Origin of the sequence: Xylanibacter oryzae DSM 17970, from assembly GCF_000585355.1 — a bacterium.
GTDB classification, from domain to species: domain Bacteria; phylum Bacteroidota; class Bacteroidia; order Bacteroidales; family Bacteroidaceae; genus Prevotella; species Prevotella oryzae.
This window is the reverse complement of sequence record NZ_KK073873.1, coordinates 2,372,669-2,388,056: the sequence shown is the minus strand read 5'-3', so window position 1 is coordinate 2,388,056 and position 15,388 is coordinate 2,372,669. Positions and strand designations below refer to the sequence as shown.

Here is a 15,388-nt window from a genome sequence, read left to right as displayed (position 1 = left end):
TCTAGCTCAATGTTTCTTTTCTGTTTGGGTCTTTGCTAACCACGTAGCTGTTAGCCTGGTGTGTAGCAAGAACAAGTACTTCTGCTATCTGTACATGCTCAGGGGCACTTGCTGCATAGAATGCTACATCGGCAATGTCATTACCGCTTAATGGATGGATGCCGTTATAGACATTGTCTGCTTTGTCCTTATTGCCATAGAATCTGGTCACACTGAAGTTGGTCTCTACCAATCCGGGTTTGACATTAGTTACTCTTATGCATGTGTCGGCTAAGTCGATGCGTAAACCATCGCTGATGGCTTTAACGGCTGACTTGGTGGCGCAATATACATTACCGCCCGGATAGGCTGCTTCGCCGGCAAGACTGCCCATATTGATTATGTGGCCACGATTACGTTCTACCATATGCGGTACTATAAGGTGGGTCATCGTAAGCATTCCCTTGATGTTGGTGTCTATCATCGTCTCCCATTTCTCAGGGTCTAACTCGTATTCTTTTTCTAAGCCTAACGCCAGTCCGGCATTGTTGATAAGTACGTCTATATCACACCACTTGCCGGTAAGAGAATTTACTGCCTCGGTAGCGGCTTTACGATCGCGTACATCGAAGGTAAGCAACTTTACATCTGTGCCGTCGGCATTAAGTTCGCTCTGTAATGAATCTAATTTGTCCTGCTTGCGACCTGTAAGTATCAAGTCGTATCCACCTGCTGAGAAACGACGGGCACATGCCTCGCCGATGCCACTCGTTGCTCCTGTTATTAATGCAATCTTTTTCATATTATGGTCTTGTTATGTATTAATTTATTTTGTGCAAAGGTACAATAATAAAAATATATAGTTAACAAAACAGATAAAAATATTGAAAATAGGAAAATCTAAATGTTTTTAGACTGTTTTTCGGAATTTTATTCCTATTTTTGCATCTATAAGAAACTTAATTACTGAATGAAAGGCCTCATAAACTATACAATAAATGCAAAAGGACGCTTGCTTGATCTCTCTGAACCTCAAGTGATGGGTATCCTTAATGTTACACCAGATTCGTTTTACGCAGGGAGCCGTAAGCAGACTGAAAAGGAAATAGCGCTGCGTGCTGACCAGATAATAAAGGAAGGCGGATCTATTATAGATGTAGGCGCTTTCTCTACACGGCCCGGTGCTGCTGTGGTTTCTTCTGAGGAGGAGATGGCACGCATGAGGCACGCTCTTGAGATAATAAGGAAGCAGCAGCCTGATGCTATCCTGTCTATTGATACATATAGGCCGGAGGTGGCTGAGATGGCTGTAGAAGAATTTGGAGCGGATATCATCAATGATGTTTCGGAAGGTGGAATAACGGGTATCGCAAATGTTCCTCTTGCTAATAATGGGGTGGAGGAGTATCCTGCAATGTTCAGAATGGTGGCTAAGTTGAAGGTGCCGTATATACTGATGTCTGTACAGAAGGATATTCATGATATGATGATCGGTTTCTCTAAAGAGGTACAGCAGCTGCGCGACCTTGGTGTGAAAGATATCATATTAGACCCCGGCTTCGGATTCGGCAAGACGATAAGGCAGAATTATAAGTTGATGAGCGAAATGGAGAAGTTACGTGAAATGGAACTGCCTATACTCGTAGGCATATCAAGAAAGTCAATGATATCCAAATTGCTCGGTTTCACTGCGGACGAATCTCTGAATGGTACGTCAATACTTAATACCATAGCTTTGCAGAAAGGCGCGTCAATATTGCGCGTGCATGATGTGAAGGAGTGTGTGGAAGTTATAAAAATAGTAAGCGAAATGCTCAAATAATAAAAGAATGTTCTTCGATTTCGGCATAAAAGACATAATAGATATCTGCCTGGTAGCGTTGATGTTGTACTACATATACAGGCTGATGAAAGAATCACGCTCTCTCAATGTGTTTATTGGCATATTGATATTTGTGGTAATATGGCTGTTCGTGTCGCAAGTGCTTGAGATGCGCCTGCTTGGTGCCATAATGGACAAGCTGGTGAGCGTTGGTGTTATTGCTCTTATAATCTTATTTCAGGAGGAGATACGTAAATTCTTATATACGCTTGGTGCTCATCAGAGAATGAAGACGTTTATTAACTTTTTCTCTTCCAGTTCAAACCGCGAGAAGGATGTGGACAAGACGGCCATCATACCTATCGTACTGGCATGTATGAGTATGAGCAAGGATAAAGTGGGCGCGCTGATTGTGGTAGAGCGTTCTGCTCCGCTGGATGATATCGTGGATACCGGTGATACTATAGATGCTAACATCAATCAGCTGTTGATAGAGAATATATTCTTTAAGAACTCACCGCTTCATGACGGGGCTATGGTGATAGCCAACAAGCGTATAAGGGCTGCTGGATGTATTCTCCCTGTATCGCATAATCTGGATATACCAAAGGATCTGGGATTGCGCCATAGGGCTGCAATGGGTATATCTCAGGAGTCGGACGCGATAGCTATTGTGGTATCTGAGGAGACCGGTAATATATCTGTGGCTATAAAAGGAACATTCCAGTTGCGCCTTTCGGCTGAGCAACTGGAAAGTATACTTACTCAAGAGATGGCTTGATGTTGTGCGTTAATTCAACATTAAGTTCATTTCGACATTCTCATCCCTAAATATAAATTCGGCAAGATCGTTTATACTCATCTTTATGGCCGACTCGCTTGGTTCGTCGGTCTGTCTTACCTTACCATTCTTGATAACATAATATGCATTGTTCATAGGTATATTCTTGTCGTATACTCTGATAATGCAACTGACGTCTAAGTGTGTGGATGCGTATATCTTAAGGGCCTTGGTAGCGTTAACCACACGAATCATCCCCTTTATAGGTTTTTCTTCGGGTTCGTAGTCTTCGCCGGCCAGACGTATGTCTTCTTTTATAATATCAAAGCCTTCTTTGTCGTGTAGTAATATGCATTGTTTTCCTCTCTGGATCTTATCAAAATCTTCGAAGCTCATGTCTTTGATATTCGTGGGGTCGGGCAGGCATGTTATACACTTTGAATACCCACATCTCTCATACCATCCATACAACCATTCTTCTGCAGGAATAAGGGTGGAGAAAATAACATCGTGGAAATAAACATGGAAGTGTGCCTGGCGCATAAGATTGTTGCCGATATCTTGTTTGCGGTAGTCGGGATGTGTACTTACACCACTGACATATACTGTCTTGACTAACTGACCATGATAGTACATGGTATAGGGTAGGGTCTGGAGAGCAGCTACTACCTTATGGTCGATCTGGCAACAGATATTATATTCGCTTTTGTATACTTTTGAGAAGTAGAGATCCATGAATTGTTCGGAATCTTCGAATACAAGTTTCCATATATCACGTGTCTCTTGCTTTATCCGTTCTTGATCTTCGAAATCGGCTAGAGGGTGCTTCTCCATAATGGTGTTCTTCTCTAAAAGGATATCGGGCTTGTAAGAGAGTTTGGCTTTACGCAGTCCTTCGTTGCCCATGTCTTCTTCTCGATTGATGTATACATACTTCTCGGGAAGGTGCTTTACAAATTCCTGGTTGATAATAGTGAATGCGCCTTCGTAATTGACATCGGCTTTCTCTACACAGACATCAAAGGTGGTCTGGTTGATGGGACATCCGAAGGTGAAGGCTATGAGTTTGGTGTCTATCCATATTGTGCCTCCGATAAGTCCGAGTCTTTCCCATCTGTGAAATGCTCTTGTCATAGAACGGAGCTCTTCTGACAGGCCTTCGTCCAGATCGTCTTCTTTATCGTCTTCTTTGGAAATTTTTCTCCACTGTTTTTCCAATTTCAGACATTGCGGTATCATATCGGGTGTAAGATCTTTATAGGTATAGTCGGGATAAAGACTCTTAAACTTGTTGATGTGGTTGCGCTTGCTCTGAAGTTTCTTTCCTGCAAGGTTAGTCAACTTTTCACGGGTATAAATATAATCACTGTAGTTCATGTCAGGATTTATATTGAATGTATCCGGGAAAGCCTTCTCTATCACACCTCTCATATAATTGCATACGCCAAGCATAAGGAACGGATGGCCCATGGCGATGGAATCATCGCGTATGGCACGTATAACATTCACCGAACACTCGTCGCAGGGGATAACCTTGTAGGTGCCGTCTTCCTGTAATTTGGGCAGGGGCAGTGGCATCATATATGCAAGATGATGATTAGCGTAAAAACGGAATATCAAGTAATCTTCAAGAATGGCATATTGTGTATTATAAATGAACCTCCAACTGATTAGATTAGAGAAAGACAGATCACAATTCATACGTTCTCCAAAAAGAGTGAAACGCTGTATTATATCTTTGTCATCTGTCGTAATATCTTTAAATTTTATCATAAAAATAGATGATAGTAGGTAATGTCTGCAAAAGTAGAAAAAAATAATAGAAAAGCCATTATGTTTACGAATATTTTTCTTACTTTTGCATCCGAAATGCAATGTCGAAATTACAAAATAGATATAATTAGTAACAAACTATGGATTTAGTAGAAAAAATCATCGAGCGCGCAAAAAGTGACAAACAGCGCATTGTACTCCCCGAAGCCACTGAGGAGCGCACATTAAAAGCTGCCGATAAAGTATTGGCTGACGGTGTGGCAGACCTTATCCTGATCGGCAACCCTGGCGAGGTGCATGCTGAGGCTGAAAAATTCGGGCTGAAGAATATAAATAAAGCTACGCTTATTGATCCTGAAAACAATCCTAAAGCAGAAGAATATGCAACTCTATTAGCAGAATTGCGTAAGAAAAAAGGAATGACAATCGAGAAAGCCCGTGAGTTGGTAAAGAACCCTCTTTATCTTGGGTGTATGATTATCAAGACCGGTGGAGCTGATGGTCAGATTTCCGGTGCTCTGAGTACTACAGGCGATACTTTGCGTCCTGCATTACAGATTATAAAATGTGCTCCCGGCATTACTTGTGTGAGCGGTGCCATGCTTCTTATAACAAAGCATCCTGAATATGGTGAGAATGGCGTTATCGTAATGGGTGATGTCGCTGTGACTCCTGTTCCTGATGCTGACCAGTTGTCTCAGATCGCTGTTTGTACAGCTGAGACTGCTAAGGCTGTAGCCGGATTTGCTGATCCACGTGTAGCTATGTTGAGCTTCTCTACTAAAGGTTCTGCTTCGCATGAGGTAGTAGATAAGGTGGTTGAGGCTACAAGATTGGCTAAAGAAAGAAATCCACAGTTGAAGATTGATGGTGAACTGCAGGCTGATGCTGCAATCGTACCTTCTGTTGCTAAAACAAAAGCTCCGGGAAGTGATATAGCCGGTAAGGCAAACGTATTGATCGTTCCATGTCTTGAGGTTGGTAATATAGCTTACAAACTGGTTCAGCGTCTTGGTGATGCATTTGCTCTTGGCCCAATACTTCAGGGTATCGCTCGTCCGGTAAATGATTTGAGCCGTGGCTGCTCTGCAGATGACATCTATAAGATGGTTGCTATAACTGCTTGTCAGGCACAAGATTCTAAGGCTGCAAATAAATAATAACTTAATAATATATTATGAATATTCTAGTATTAAATTGCGGCAGTTCGTCAATTAAGTACGCGCTGTACAATATGGATGACAAATCAATAATGGCATCTGGTGGTGCAGAGCGTGTAGGACTTGATGGCGCTTTCGTAAAGGTTAAGTTGCCTAACGGTGAGAAAAAGAAAATAATGCATGATATTCCTGAGCATACTGAGGGTGTGAAATTTATCTTCAAATTGCTTACGGATCCTGAAATAGGTGCAATAAAAGACCTTAAGGAGATTGACGCTGTAGGTCATCGTATGGTGCATGGAGGCGAAAAATTTAATAAGAGTGTTATTCTTAATGATGAGGTCCTTAAAGAGTTTGAGGCTTGTAGTGATTTGGCTCCTCTGCATAACCCGGCCAACCTGAAAGGCGTAAATGCTGTATCTGAGTTGATGCCCGGATTGCCACAGATAGGAGTGTTTGATACTGCATTCCATCAGACAATGCCTAAATATGCATATCTTTATGCTTTGCCTTACGACTTGTATGAGACTTATCATGTAAGACGTTACGGATTTCACGGAACAAGTCACCGTTATGTTTCACAGCGTGTATGTGAGTTCTTGAATGTTAAGGCTGAGGATAAGAAAATCATCACTTGTCATATCGGTAACGGTGGTAGTGTTGCTGCTGTAAAGTATGGTAAATGTATGGATACATCAATGGGTCTTACTCCGCTTGAGGGATTGATGATGGGTACTCGTAGTGGTGATGTTGATGCCGGTGCTGTAACTTTCCTTCAGAAGAAATTGAATCTTAATCCTGATCAATTGTCTGACCTGCTCAACAAAAAGAGTGGCGTACTTGGCGTAACAGGTATCTCTTCGGATATGCGTGAGATAGTTGAGGCGATGAACAAAGGTAACGAGCGTGCTACTCTGGCTCTGGATATGTACAACTATCGTATAAAGAAGTATGTTGGTGCTTATGCTGCAGCTATGGGTGGATGTGATATAATCGTATTCACTGCAGGAGTGGGTGAGAACCAGTTCGAAATGCGTGAGGCTGTATGTAAGGATATGGAATATATGGGAGTGAAACTGGATAAGGAACTGAACCGTTCTATCCATAGCACAGAAGCTGTAATTTCTACTCCGGACTCTAAGGTTACTGTTGTGGTGATACCTACTGACGAGGAACTGATGATTGCTACTGATACGATGAATCTGTTGAAGTAATATATCAATTAAAATATAAAGCCCCGGTGCATTGAGATTTGCACCGGGGCTTATTTTATGTAATGTGGTTTCTATGGCTCGCTTTCGCCTTCAACATATTCTTCGAGGAAGATATGCTCTCCATCGAATACGACATACGTAAATTGCCATATCCAGTCGCCTATAATCATCATCCTGGATTTACGGGATAGCATTAGGTCCAGTTCGATATGTCTGTGACCATAGATGAAATAGTCGATGTCTGTATGGGTCTTCATGTATTCTTTAGTGTATCTTACCAGATACTCTTTACTTTCACCCATATAAGGCAGTTCCTTGCCGTCTAAACGCTTCAGTCTGCTATGCTTGGCCCATGTCAGGCCTAGCCACATTCCCCATCTTGGATGGAAAGCATTAAGCATCTGCTGACATGTATGGTTGTGGAATACTTTGCGCAATAATTTGAACTTGTTATCAGGGTCTCCCAATCCGTCGCCATGGGCCAGATAGAATATCTTACCGTAGATGTCGGTGGTTATTGGTTCGCGGTGTAATATCACTCCGCACTCTTCTTCAAGATAACCGTAAGTCCAGATGTCGTGGTTGCCGGTGAAAAAATGTACTTCGACCCCCATATCAGTAATTTCTGACAATTTACCAAGAAAACGAGTGTATCCCTTTGGAACGACATATTTGTATTCGTTCCAGAAGTCGAACATGTCGCCAAGTAAATATATAGCGGAGGCTTTGTCTTTTATGCTGTCAAGAAAGCGTACCAGACGTCTTTCTTGAGTTCTGTTATGCTTTACAGCCAATGAACCTAAGTGGGCGTCTGAGAGAAAATATACATTTTTCATAAGCATTTCTATTATTAAGAGAAACCTAGTTCAACTTTGGCTTCCTCTGTTAACATGCTCTGATCCCAAGCGGGTTCGAAAACAAGTTGAACGTTTGCGCTTTTTACTCCTTCTACACTTTCTACTTTCTGTCGCACATCTTCAAGGATGAAGTCGGCTGCAGGGCAGGATGGGGCGGTAAATGTCATATCAAGATCTAATGTTCCATCTTCTTTCAGGTCAACTTTATAGATCAACCCTAAGTCGTATATGTTCACAGGTATTTCAGGATCGTAAACAGTCTTTAATACGTCAACGATTCTCTCTTCGATTTTAGTTTTTTCTTCTTGTGTCATAGTCGCTGATTTTAAATTTTACTTATAATCTTCCTTGTTCTCTATAACTATAATAGTTGCCGTCTGTAATTATTACGTGGTCGGCAAAATATATTCTCATTATATCGCTTGCCTTTTTAAGGCGTAGTGTTAGTCTGTCGTCTTCGGCACTTGCCTTTGCATTGTTGCTTGGGTGATTATGGCAAAGTACGATTATCGTAGCACCGTTTATTATTGCGGATTTCATGATTACGCGTATATCAACCGCTGTCTCGCTTATTCCTCCATGAGATATGCGTTCGCTCTTTATCAGTTTATAGTTCTGATTCATAAGCAGAATCCATGCTTCCTCTACATCAAGGTCTTGCATCATGGGATGCATATAGTTGTAAATGGATGTAGCACTGCCCAAGTCTTTTCTTTCCTCAGCTTTTTCTCTTTGTCTACGCTTGCCTAGTTCGCAGGCTGCGAGTACTGTAATGGCCTTGACCGGTCCCATACCGTTATATTCGGTGAGATCGCGGATGCTTTTCTTGCCAAGGGTGTTAAGATTGTTATTGCAGTCGCTCATCACTCGTTTCATCAGATCAACAGCGCTCTCTTTTGTGGAACCGGAACCTATCAGTATAGCTAATAGTTCTGCATTACTTAATGCTTCGGCACCCAGGCGTTCCATTTTCTCGCGTGGGCGATCTTCTTGAGCCCACTGGTTTATATTCAGTTTAGCTTCCAAAAACTTTTCTTTTATTTATAGAATGTCTTGTCGAATGCGTGGAATTCATCTTTTCCCTGAACGCATCTTTTCCACCATGCAGATATGAATCCACATCCATATCCCATGAGTTGTATGAATGACGCCACGATACTAAGAAAACCTATTTTGAGGTTCTTGTTTTTAACCGTGGAGTCTATAAGTATCATCATGCAATATACGATAATGGGTATCCATGGGAATGCACACAGGTCGTACCATTTATGGATGTTATCGTATTGCATCATTAGTCTGCCGAATGCTGATGTCAGTACCAATAAGATTACGCCGACAGTGAAAACCATCGGCAGCATGTGCACTAACTTGAGTGATTCGGGATATTTCTTGTATAGATTAATTCTTGCTATTCCGCTATTGAATACCTGGCGGAAAAATTTTCTGAAATCGGTACGGCGCTTATGCCAAACCCATGCGCCTGGGAATAGACGGCATTTGTAACCGGCTTTGAATATGCGGATGCTGAAGTCGATGTCTTCACCAAAACGCATGTTGGAGAATCCACCTAATTTGAGATATACATCTTTGCGTATACCCATATTGAATGATCTGGGATAAAACTTATCCATCTTCTTTTTACCACCTCGTATACCTCCGGTAGTGAAAAAACTTGTCATAGAATAACTTATAGCTTTTTGAACATCAGTGAATGATGAATGGGCACGATCTGGACCTCCGAATGCATCGGCAGGTTCGCGTGTCAACTCATCATTGACGGCCATAAGGTAATCGTCGGGTAAAACGACATCAGAATCAAGCACTATAAGATATTCGCCGTTACTACGTTCAGCACCGTAGTTGCGACTCTGTCCGGGTCCTGAATTATCTTTGAAATAATACTTAATATCAATCTTGTCTGCATAACTGTCTGCTGTCTGTTTGCATGTCTTTGAAGAGCCGTCTTCGATAATTACCACCTCAAAGTCTTTAAAAGATTGCTGAGCAAGACTTTTTAGTAGTTCTTCTGCTTCTTCGGGACGGTTATAAACCGGAACAATTATGGAGTATTTCATTTGATATCAGTTAAAAGATAATATAAAGGGGCAGACCTGCAGGCCCGCCCCTACAAATTATATTTCAGTATACTATTCTTTAACGCGGCTTAGATAAGAACCATCGCGTGTATCAACCTGAATAAGTTCGCCTTCGTTGATGAACAAAGGTACACGAATTTCTACACCTGTTTCCAAGGTAGCAGGCTTTGTAGCATTTGTAGCTGTGTCGCCTTTGATTCCCGGTTCACTGTGGCTAATACGAAGATTCGTCTTTACAGGCATTTCTGCATAAAGGATTGTACCGTCTGTAGTATCAGTAACAACTTCTACTACATCGCCTTCTTTCATGAAGTCTACACCTGTTATGGCTTCTTTATTGATAGGAATTTGTTCGAAAGTTTCCTGGTTCATGAACATGTAACCGGTAGGATCTTCATAGAGATACTGATAAGGACGACGCTCAATGCGTACATCCTCAAGTTTGAAACCTACCTGAAAAGTACGCTCTATAACGCGACCTGTTGTCACACTTTTCAATTTCGTACGCATGATCGTATTACCTTTACCCGGCTTTACGTGCTGGAACTCTACGCAAATATAAACCTGACTGTCCAGGCGGATGCATGTTCCGTTCTTAATTTCCTGTGAATTAATCATATACCTTATGTTGTTTATTATTATATATTCAAATATATAAATGTAAGTTTTAGGATGCAAAGTTACTACAATTTTGGAAAAAAACGTAAAATAATACACTAAAAATCATTTTATTCTTTGTTATTTCGAAATAAATGCGTAATTTTGCAGCCCAAAAGCTAGGAATAATAACAAATAAATATACAAACAATGAAAAGAACATTTCAGCCACACAACAGAAGAAGAGTGAACAAGCATGGCTTCCGTGAGAGAATGGCAACAAAGGATGGTCGTCGTGTATTATCATCACGTCGTGCTAAAGGTCGCAAGAAATTAACTGTTTCTGACGAGAATCACGGTAAATAATTATCGATTAAATTATTGCGAAACGTAATAGACAGAAAGAGGCGGAGATTCTAAATCTCCGCCTCTTTCTGTCTATTGTGATCATTACCATATAGTAACTCTCTTTTCTTTTGGTATGAACATTGGGTCGTTAGGTGTAATACCAAATGCTTCGTACCAAGCGTCAATATGTGGCAACTGACCATTAACTCTCCAGCGTGCTATAGAGTGAGGGTCGGTCTTGGTGACCATCCTGATGTACTCGTCGCTATTCTTTTCTCTCCAACTTATACCGTAAGCTATAAAAAAACGTTGGTCTGCTGTATATCCGTCTTTTACAGGTAGTGGAGCATCCTTGGTGATGTCTTTGTATGCTTGATATGCTACCATTAGACCTCCGTGGTCTGCGAGGTTCTCACCTAATGTCAGTTCACCGTTGCATTTCAAGTTGGGCAATACATTAATATTTGAATAATAGTCTGCCATAACTTTTGTGCGCTCGTTGAAGCTCTTACGGTCTGAATCTTTCCACCATACGCGTAGATTTCCGTTCTTATCAAACTGACTTCCTTCGTCATCAAATCCGTGAGTCATTTCGTGTCCTATTGTGGCTCCGGTAGAACCGTAGTTGTAGGCATCGTCTGCTTCCATATCAAAGAATGGAGGCTGAAGTATTCCTGCAGGGAAACAGATCTCATTCGTAGTAGGATTATAATAGGCGTTGACCTCTTGTGGTGTCATTTCCCATTCATCACGATCTACAGGTTTGTTCAGTTTCTTATTTACCATATAGTCGAACTCGAATGCTGAAGCACGCAAAGTATTGGCGAAGTAATTGTCGTTGTGTATATCTAATGCAGAATAGTCACGCCATTTGTTAGGATAACCAATCTTTACATAAAACGAAGCTAATTTGTCTAGTGCTACTTTCTTTGTAGAGTCGCTCATCCAATCTTGTGCCATGATCCGTTCACCTAATGCTGTCTGAAGGTTCTTTACCATCTTTACCATACGCTCTTTGTATGCTGCAGGGAAGTATTTCTCTACATATAGATGTCCTAGACCTTCGCCCATAAAATTCTCAACGGCACCGACAGCTATTTTCCATCTTGGTCTGTCTTTCTGTTGACCTGTCATCTTACGGTTGAAAAAGTCGAATGCTCTTGCTCTAATATTTTCGCTAAGGTCGAAACATGAAGACTTGATGATGTTCCACTGCATGAATGATTTAAGATTATCAAGCGGTTCACTTTTTATCAATAGTTCAGCTTCATGTACAGGATCCTTCTGATCTACACTTAATGTACTAAAGTTTTTCATTCCCAAGACGTCGAAGTAATTGTTCCAGTCGATGCCTGGATAATCTCTTAATAATCGGGCATATGACATCTTATGATAATTGGTCTCAGGATCACGCAACTGTGTTCTGCTATATGCTACCTTTGCCATAGCAGTCTCGATTTTCATTACTGTTAGCATTTTTGCGTATGCCTGTGAATGATTGAAACCATATAATTGGAATAGGTCTACGATAGCTTTTTTATATTCATTACGCAATGCTATGGTCTGAGAATCAGTATCCAGATAATATCCTTTTTCTCTAAGGGTCATACCACCTTGACCTAGTGATACAAGATTGTTTTTGCTGTCTTTCATATCAGCACTTATGTAGGTGGAAAATAATCCATCAATACCATTATGGTAAAATTTTGCCATAAGTGTTGTAATCTCCTTACGATTCTTTATCGCATTTACTTCTTTGAAGAGTTCTTTAACAGGAGTTATGCCGTCTTTATTAAGCTTTACACTATCCATGACGATATTGTACAGGTCGCCAATTTTTTTGCCAATCGAGTTTTGTGCATTATTCTGATGAGCTTGCTGAAGAATTATCTCTTTGAGGCGTTCCTTATTCTGCTCTTCAAGCATATATGTTATTCCGTAGCTTGGATATTCAGCAGGAATAGCAGTGTTTTTTAACCATGTTCCATTTACATAATCAAAGAATGACGTACCAGGTTTTACATTAAAGTCCATACTGGGCTTGTCAATTCCAGATTTTAGCGAGTCTTGTGTATTAGCGTATACTGTTGTTGTGCATAACGCAAGACCGCATAATAAAAATTTAATATTCATCGTCTTATAGTTATTGTTTGGTGCAAAGTAACATATAATATATCAAAACTGCGAATTATTTTGTAAAAAAGTACAATTTTATTGAATCTGCCAAGAGCTTGGGTATGTGGCAGCTTCTACTTTGTTCTCTATATTATCAGGTAGATTGCAGAAGAAATCTATACCTGTCTTTTGTTCTAATTGATCTATCGAAATTACGTATTTGCTAAGAGGATCATTGCTATGGTTTATAGTTTGATGGTCTACCCAGAAAGCAATAGCTTTATATCCTTCTGAATTTTTGCATAATATCGCCATAAAGAAATATCCCGGGATGAGAAGTCCTGAAGATGTATATCCTTTTATCTGATCAGGATTATCAATCGTTCCTCCTTTAACAATATATAAGGTATCACGGAAAGATGATTTATTCCATGTCCGGATTTGATTCTCCATAACTTCCCATATACCTGCGTTAAGATTATGGTTCTGAGGTTGCATATTGGAAAGATAGAATGTCTGTTCGTTGGCATCCTTACTATTAAGTCTGTCAGCCGACGGGCACATGTGCCCTCTATCATATCCCGAGCCTCTATACATACTTAGGGTTGTACGATATTTAGAAGGTATATCTACATCTTCTTGAAAAGGGTCTCCTCCCCATGTTGTATTATACCAGCTGTTCCTGTTCCAGTTTGTAACGCTATTGCTGTTATACATCTCGTAAGCGCTCCATCTTTGTGCTTTCTTATCACAATCCCACTCTAGTGTGTAGGTAACTCCATAGCTTGGCGTGGCATGAGAAATGATGATGCTGCTACCACCTTTTATGTGTGGACACTCTAACAACTTGGTCTCCGGAATGCCAGAAGGATTAGCATTCTGGTTTGTGTTATTATCATTATTGTTGCTGATGTCATCACTGCTTCCACAGCTGACAATCATTGCAGATAGTACAAATAAGTATAGGATCTTTTTCATAAATATATTTTATAATATGTAAGAGATTTATTTCTTTAATAGAAAAGATGATGTGCTAATTTGAATAGGCACACCATCTTTCTAATTTGTAGTAATAATATTTATTATTTCAATGTAATGACAGCCTTGTCAAGGTAAATTGCACCAACTTGGTCATTGCTTATAGTGAAATATTTATAGCTTCCTGTACTAAGGTCAAAAGTCTGTGTGTAAATATTAAACCCACCATCTGTCGTTTTTGCAGAGGTTGCTGTCATAGTATTGCCCGTCGTTTTCGTTGGGTGAGCAGCTGTTCCTGCATACAAATCGTAAGCTGGATCGAATGTAGATGTAGTTACAACTTTCAGAGTAAGTGTTATAGTCTTTATATCTGAACCAAATGCTGTAGTGTTAAATATAAAACCTTGTTTTGTAGCATCACTAGCATTGCCTTGGAATTGAATTCCACCACCATTTGCTGCAGAGGCCTTGCAAATCTTAGCACCTTCGTAATTAATATTATTGAAAGTCCATGTATACCAAGTTGATTCGTCTGTCGTAGATTGAGAACCGTAATTGTTTTCTGTTAAACTAGAAGCACCGGTTTTACCACTTAAAATGAGGTCGGATGTCATTTCAGAACCTGTTGACCCTGTTCCCCCACCTGTATCAGCAGTTTTACCATTTAACGAGTAAATCTGACTGCCTTGTGTTACTTCAGGAGTTCCACTATATAATGTTAATACTCCACTAATAATAACTTTATCTCCTACTTTGATATCACTTTCTGAAGCGAATTTGTTACCACCAAGTGAATATCCGCGATAAACCTCTAGCTGACCTGTAGTTGTACCATCATCAGAGATATAGTATGTTGCATTACCAAAAGAAGTGTCAACTTTATCAATCTTTGAAATCGTACCACTTACATAAACAGGATCTTTTGTGAAAGTGTTTTTAGATATAATATCCTGAGCTTTAGCTACATTATATGGAGATGCCTGTGTTCCATCACCTGTACCTTGGTTAGGGTTTGGCTTTACCATAGGAGTTCCGTCACCAACAATTTTGAAGTTACTAACTTCCCATGAGCCGGCATCATTGTCAGTACTTGCATATTTAAAACCTACATACACCTTTTTCTGTCCGCAGTATTGATCTAAAGCTATATCTCCTGAACCATTAAAAGTCCATGATGTTCCTGCTGGATATTTTGGAACGCTAACCGCTTTCCATGTAGCTGTTTTTGCATCACCTGCATAATCGGTAGATATCCAAACAGTCATCATAGAAGGAATGTTAGAAACATTTGTCAACTTATTTATGGCATGGTCAAATGTCAATGTTGCTGTATGACTGTCGCCCAAATCAATAGCAGGAGAAACAGCCCAAGATTCTGAAGAATGGCTAGCCTTATTATAATAAGCAGATGCTATAAGATAGTATGAAGAATTATAAGATGTGGCTTTCCATACAGAAGTAAGACCACCGGTAAGAGTAACATCACTAAATGTAAAACCACCTTGGCCAGTAGAAAAATCTTCGGAAAATATAACATTAGATGTTGTTCCACCAGTATTTCCTCCGTTAGGGTTATCGTATGGAGCTGGTACGTCTGAGCAACTGAATAATGATAAGGCTGCAATAGCCATCGTAAATGTTGAATAGATTAACTTTTTCATATTATTT

General features: G+C 40.3%; 15 protein-coding genes. 5 read left to right on the top strand and 10 right to left on the bottom strand.

Features of this window, described 5'->3' with window-relative positions; all coding sequences use genetic code 11:
- Nucleotide 1 precedes the first annotated feature (1 nt).
- Entirely contained in the window at nt 2–781 is a 780-nt protein-coding gene (locus XYLOR_RS09670; RefSeq protein WP_036878912.1) for an SDR family NAD(P)-dependent oxidoreductase, read from the bottom strand.
- Between the two features lie 168 nt (nt 782–949).
- On the opposite strand from XYLOR_RS09670, the gene folP reads away from it, so the two are divergent.
- Nucleotides 950–1,801 (top strand): dihydropteroate synthase, encoded by an 852-nt coding sequence (folP, locus tag XYLOR_RS09665; RefSeq protein ID WP_036878910.1) that lies wholly within the window; start codon nt 950–952, stop codon nt 1,799–1,801.
- 7 nt (nt 1,802–1,808) lie between these two features.
- Nucleotides 1,809–2,582, top strand: a complete 774-nt coding sequence (gene cdaA / locus XYLOR_RS09660; RefSeq protein ID WP_036878907.1) for a diadenylate cyclase CdaA — start codon at nt 1,809–1,811, stop codon at nt 2,580–2,582.
- Between the two features lie 9 nt (nt 2,583–2,591).
- Here cdaA and XYLOR_RS09655 read toward each other — a convergent pair whose 3' ends face one another.
- Nucleotides 2,592–4,355 (bottom strand): GNAT family N-acetyltransferase, encoded by a 1,764-nt coding sequence (locus XYLOR_RS09655; protein WP_036878905.1) that lies wholly within the window; start codon nt 4,353–4,355, stop codon nt 2,592–2,594.
- Nucleotides 4,356–4,495: 140 nt separating this feature from the next.
- On the opposite strand from XYLOR_RS09655, the gene pta reads away from it, so the two are divergent.
- Complete coding sequence (gene pta / locus XYLOR_RS09650; RefSeq protein ID WP_036878903.1) at nt 4,496–5,515, top strand: phosphate acetyltransferase; 1,020 nt, start codon at nt 4,496–4,498, stop codon at nt 5,513–5,515.
- A gap of 17 nt (nt 5,516–5,532) precedes the next feature.
- On the top strand, nt 5,533–6,729 hold the full coding sequence (locus tag XYLOR_RS09645; protein ID WP_036878900.1) for an acetate/propionate family kinase: 1,197 nt from the start codon (nt 5,533–5,535) through the stop codon (nt 6,727–6,729).
- A 71-nt stretch (nt 6,730–6,800) separates the two neighbouring features.
- On the opposite strand, the gene XYLOR_RS09640 is transcribed toward XYLOR_RS09645, so the two are convergent.
- The 5 genes from XYLOR_RS09640 to efp form a co-directional block, all read right to left on the bottom strand.
- Nucleotides 6,801–7,565, bottom strand: coding sequence for a UDP-2,3-diacylglucosamine diphosphatase (locus tag XYLOR_RS09640; protein ID WP_036881000.1), 765 nt, complete (start codon nt 7,563–7,565; stop codon nt 6,801–6,803).
- Nucleotides 7,566–7,579: 14 nt separating this feature from the next.
- Complete coding sequence (locus XYLOR_RS09635) at nt 7,580–7,900, bottom strand: metal-sulfur cluster assembly factor (protein WP_036878897.1); 321 nt, start codon at nt 7,898–7,900, stop codon at nt 7,580–7,582.
- Nucleotides 7,901–7,922: 22 nt separating this feature from the next.
- The gene (radC, locus tag XYLOR_RS09630; protein WP_051508962.1) at nt 7,923–8,612 is read right to left on the bottom strand and encodes a RadC family protein; all 690 of its coding nucleotides are present in this window, start codon (nt 8,610–8,612) and stop codon (nt 7,923–7,925) included.
- An 11-nt stretch (nt 8,613–8,623) separates the two neighbouring features.
- Nucleotides 8,624–9,661: a glycosyltransferase gene (locus tag XYLOR_RS09625; protein WP_036878891.1), complete on the bottom strand. Its 1,038-nt coding sequence runs from the start codon at nt 9,659–9,661 to the stop codon at nt 8,624–8,626.
- A 72-nt stretch (nt 9,662–9,733) separates the two neighbouring features.
- A complete protein-coding gene (gene efp, locus XYLOR_RS09620) occupies nt 9,734–10,300 on the bottom strand; it encodes an elongation factor P (RefSeq protein WP_036878888.1) in 567 nt (188 codons plus the stop codon).
- A 189-nt stretch (nt 10,301–10,489) separates the two neighbouring features.
- On the opposite strand from efp, the gene rpmH reads away from it, so the two are divergent.
- Nucleotides 10,490–10,645 (top strand): 50S ribosomal protein L34, encoded by a 156-nt coding sequence (gene rpmH, locus XYLOR_RS13645; RefSeq protein WP_084608591.1) that lies wholly within the window; start codon nt 10,490–10,492, stop codon nt 10,643–10,645.
- Between the two features lie 84 nt (nt 10,646–10,729).
- On the opposite strand, the gene XYLOR_RS09615 is transcribed toward rpmH, so the two are convergent.
- The 3 genes from XYLOR_RS09615 to XYLOR_RS09605 all read right to left on the bottom strand — a co-directional run bounded on the left by XYLOR_RS09615 (nt 10,730) and on the right by XYLOR_RS09605 (nt 15,381).
- On the bottom strand, nt 10,730–12,760 hold the full coding sequence (locus tag XYLOR_RS09615) for a M13 family metallopeptidase (protein WP_036878885.1): 2,031 nt from the start codon (nt 12,758–12,760) through the stop codon (nt 10,730–10,732).
- A 78-nt stretch (nt 12,761–12,838) separates the two neighbouring features.
- On the bottom strand, nt 12,839–13,720 hold the full coding sequence (locus XYLOR_RS09610; RefSeq protein ID WP_036878882.1) for a DNA/RNA non-specific endonuclease: 882 nt from the start codon (nt 13,718–13,720) through the stop codon (nt 12,839–12,841).
- A gap of 104 nt (nt 13,721–13,824) precedes the next feature.
- Nucleotides 13,825–15,381, bottom strand: coding sequence for a choice-of-anchor J domain-containing protein (locus XYLOR_RS09605; RefSeq protein ID WP_154655711.1), 1,557 nt, complete (start codon nt 15,379–15,381; stop codon nt 13,825–13,827).
- Between the last annotated feature and the right edge of the window lie 7 nt (nt 15,382–15,388).

Coding starts and splice junctions, on each gene's coding strand:
- XYLOR_RS09670 (WP_036878912.1), bottom strand. CDS start 781: ATGAAAAAGATTGCATTAATAACAGGAGCAACGAGTGGCATCGGCGAG.
- folP (WP_036878910.1), top strand. CDS start 950: ATGAAAGGCCTCATAAACTATACAATAAATGCAAAAGGACGCTTGCTT.
- cdaA (WP_036878907.1), top strand. CDS start 1,809: ATGTTCTTCGATTTCGGCATAAAAGACATAATAGATATCTGCCTGGTA.
- XYLOR_RS09655 (WP_036878905.1), bottom strand. CDS start 4,355: ATGATAAAATTTAAAGATATTACGACAGATGACAAAGATATAATACAG.
- pta (WP_036878903.1), top strand. CDS start 4,496: ATGGATTTAGTAGAAAAAATCATCGAGCGCGCAAAAAGTGACAAACAG.
- XYLOR_RS09645 (WP_036878900.1), top strand. CDS start 5,533: ATGAATATTCTAGTATTAAATTGCGGCAGTTCGTCAATTAAGTACGCG.
- XYLOR_RS09640 (WP_036881000.1), bottom strand. CDS start 7,565: ATGAAAAATGTATATTTTCTCTCAGACGCCCACTTAGGTTCATTGGCT.
- XYLOR_RS09635 (WP_036878897.1), bottom strand. CDS start 7,900: ATGACACAAGAAGAAAAAACTAAAATCGAAGAGAGAATCGTTGACGTA.
- XYLOR_RS09625 (WP_036878891.1), bottom strand. CDS start 9,661: ATGAAATACTCCATAATTGTTCCGGTTTATAACCGTCCCGAAGAAGCA.
- efp (WP_036878888.1), bottom strand. CDS start 10,300: ATGATTAATTCACAGGAAATTAAGAACGGAACATGCATCCGCCTGGAC.
- rpmH (WP_084608591.1), top strand. CDS start 10,490: ATGAAAAGAACATTTCAGCCACACAACAGAAGAAGAGTGAACAAGCAT.
- XYLOR_RS09615 (WP_036878885.1), bottom strand. CDS start 12,760: ATGAATATTAAATTTTTATTATGCGGTCTTGCGTTATGCACAACAACA.
- XYLOR_RS09610 (WP_036878882.1), bottom strand. CDS start 13,720: ATGAAAAAGATCCTATACTTATTTGTACTATCTGCAATGATTGTCAGC.
- XYLOR_RS09605 (WP_154655711.1), bottom strand. CDS start 15,381: ATGAAAAAGTTAATCTATTCAACATTTACGATGGCTATTGCAGCCTTA.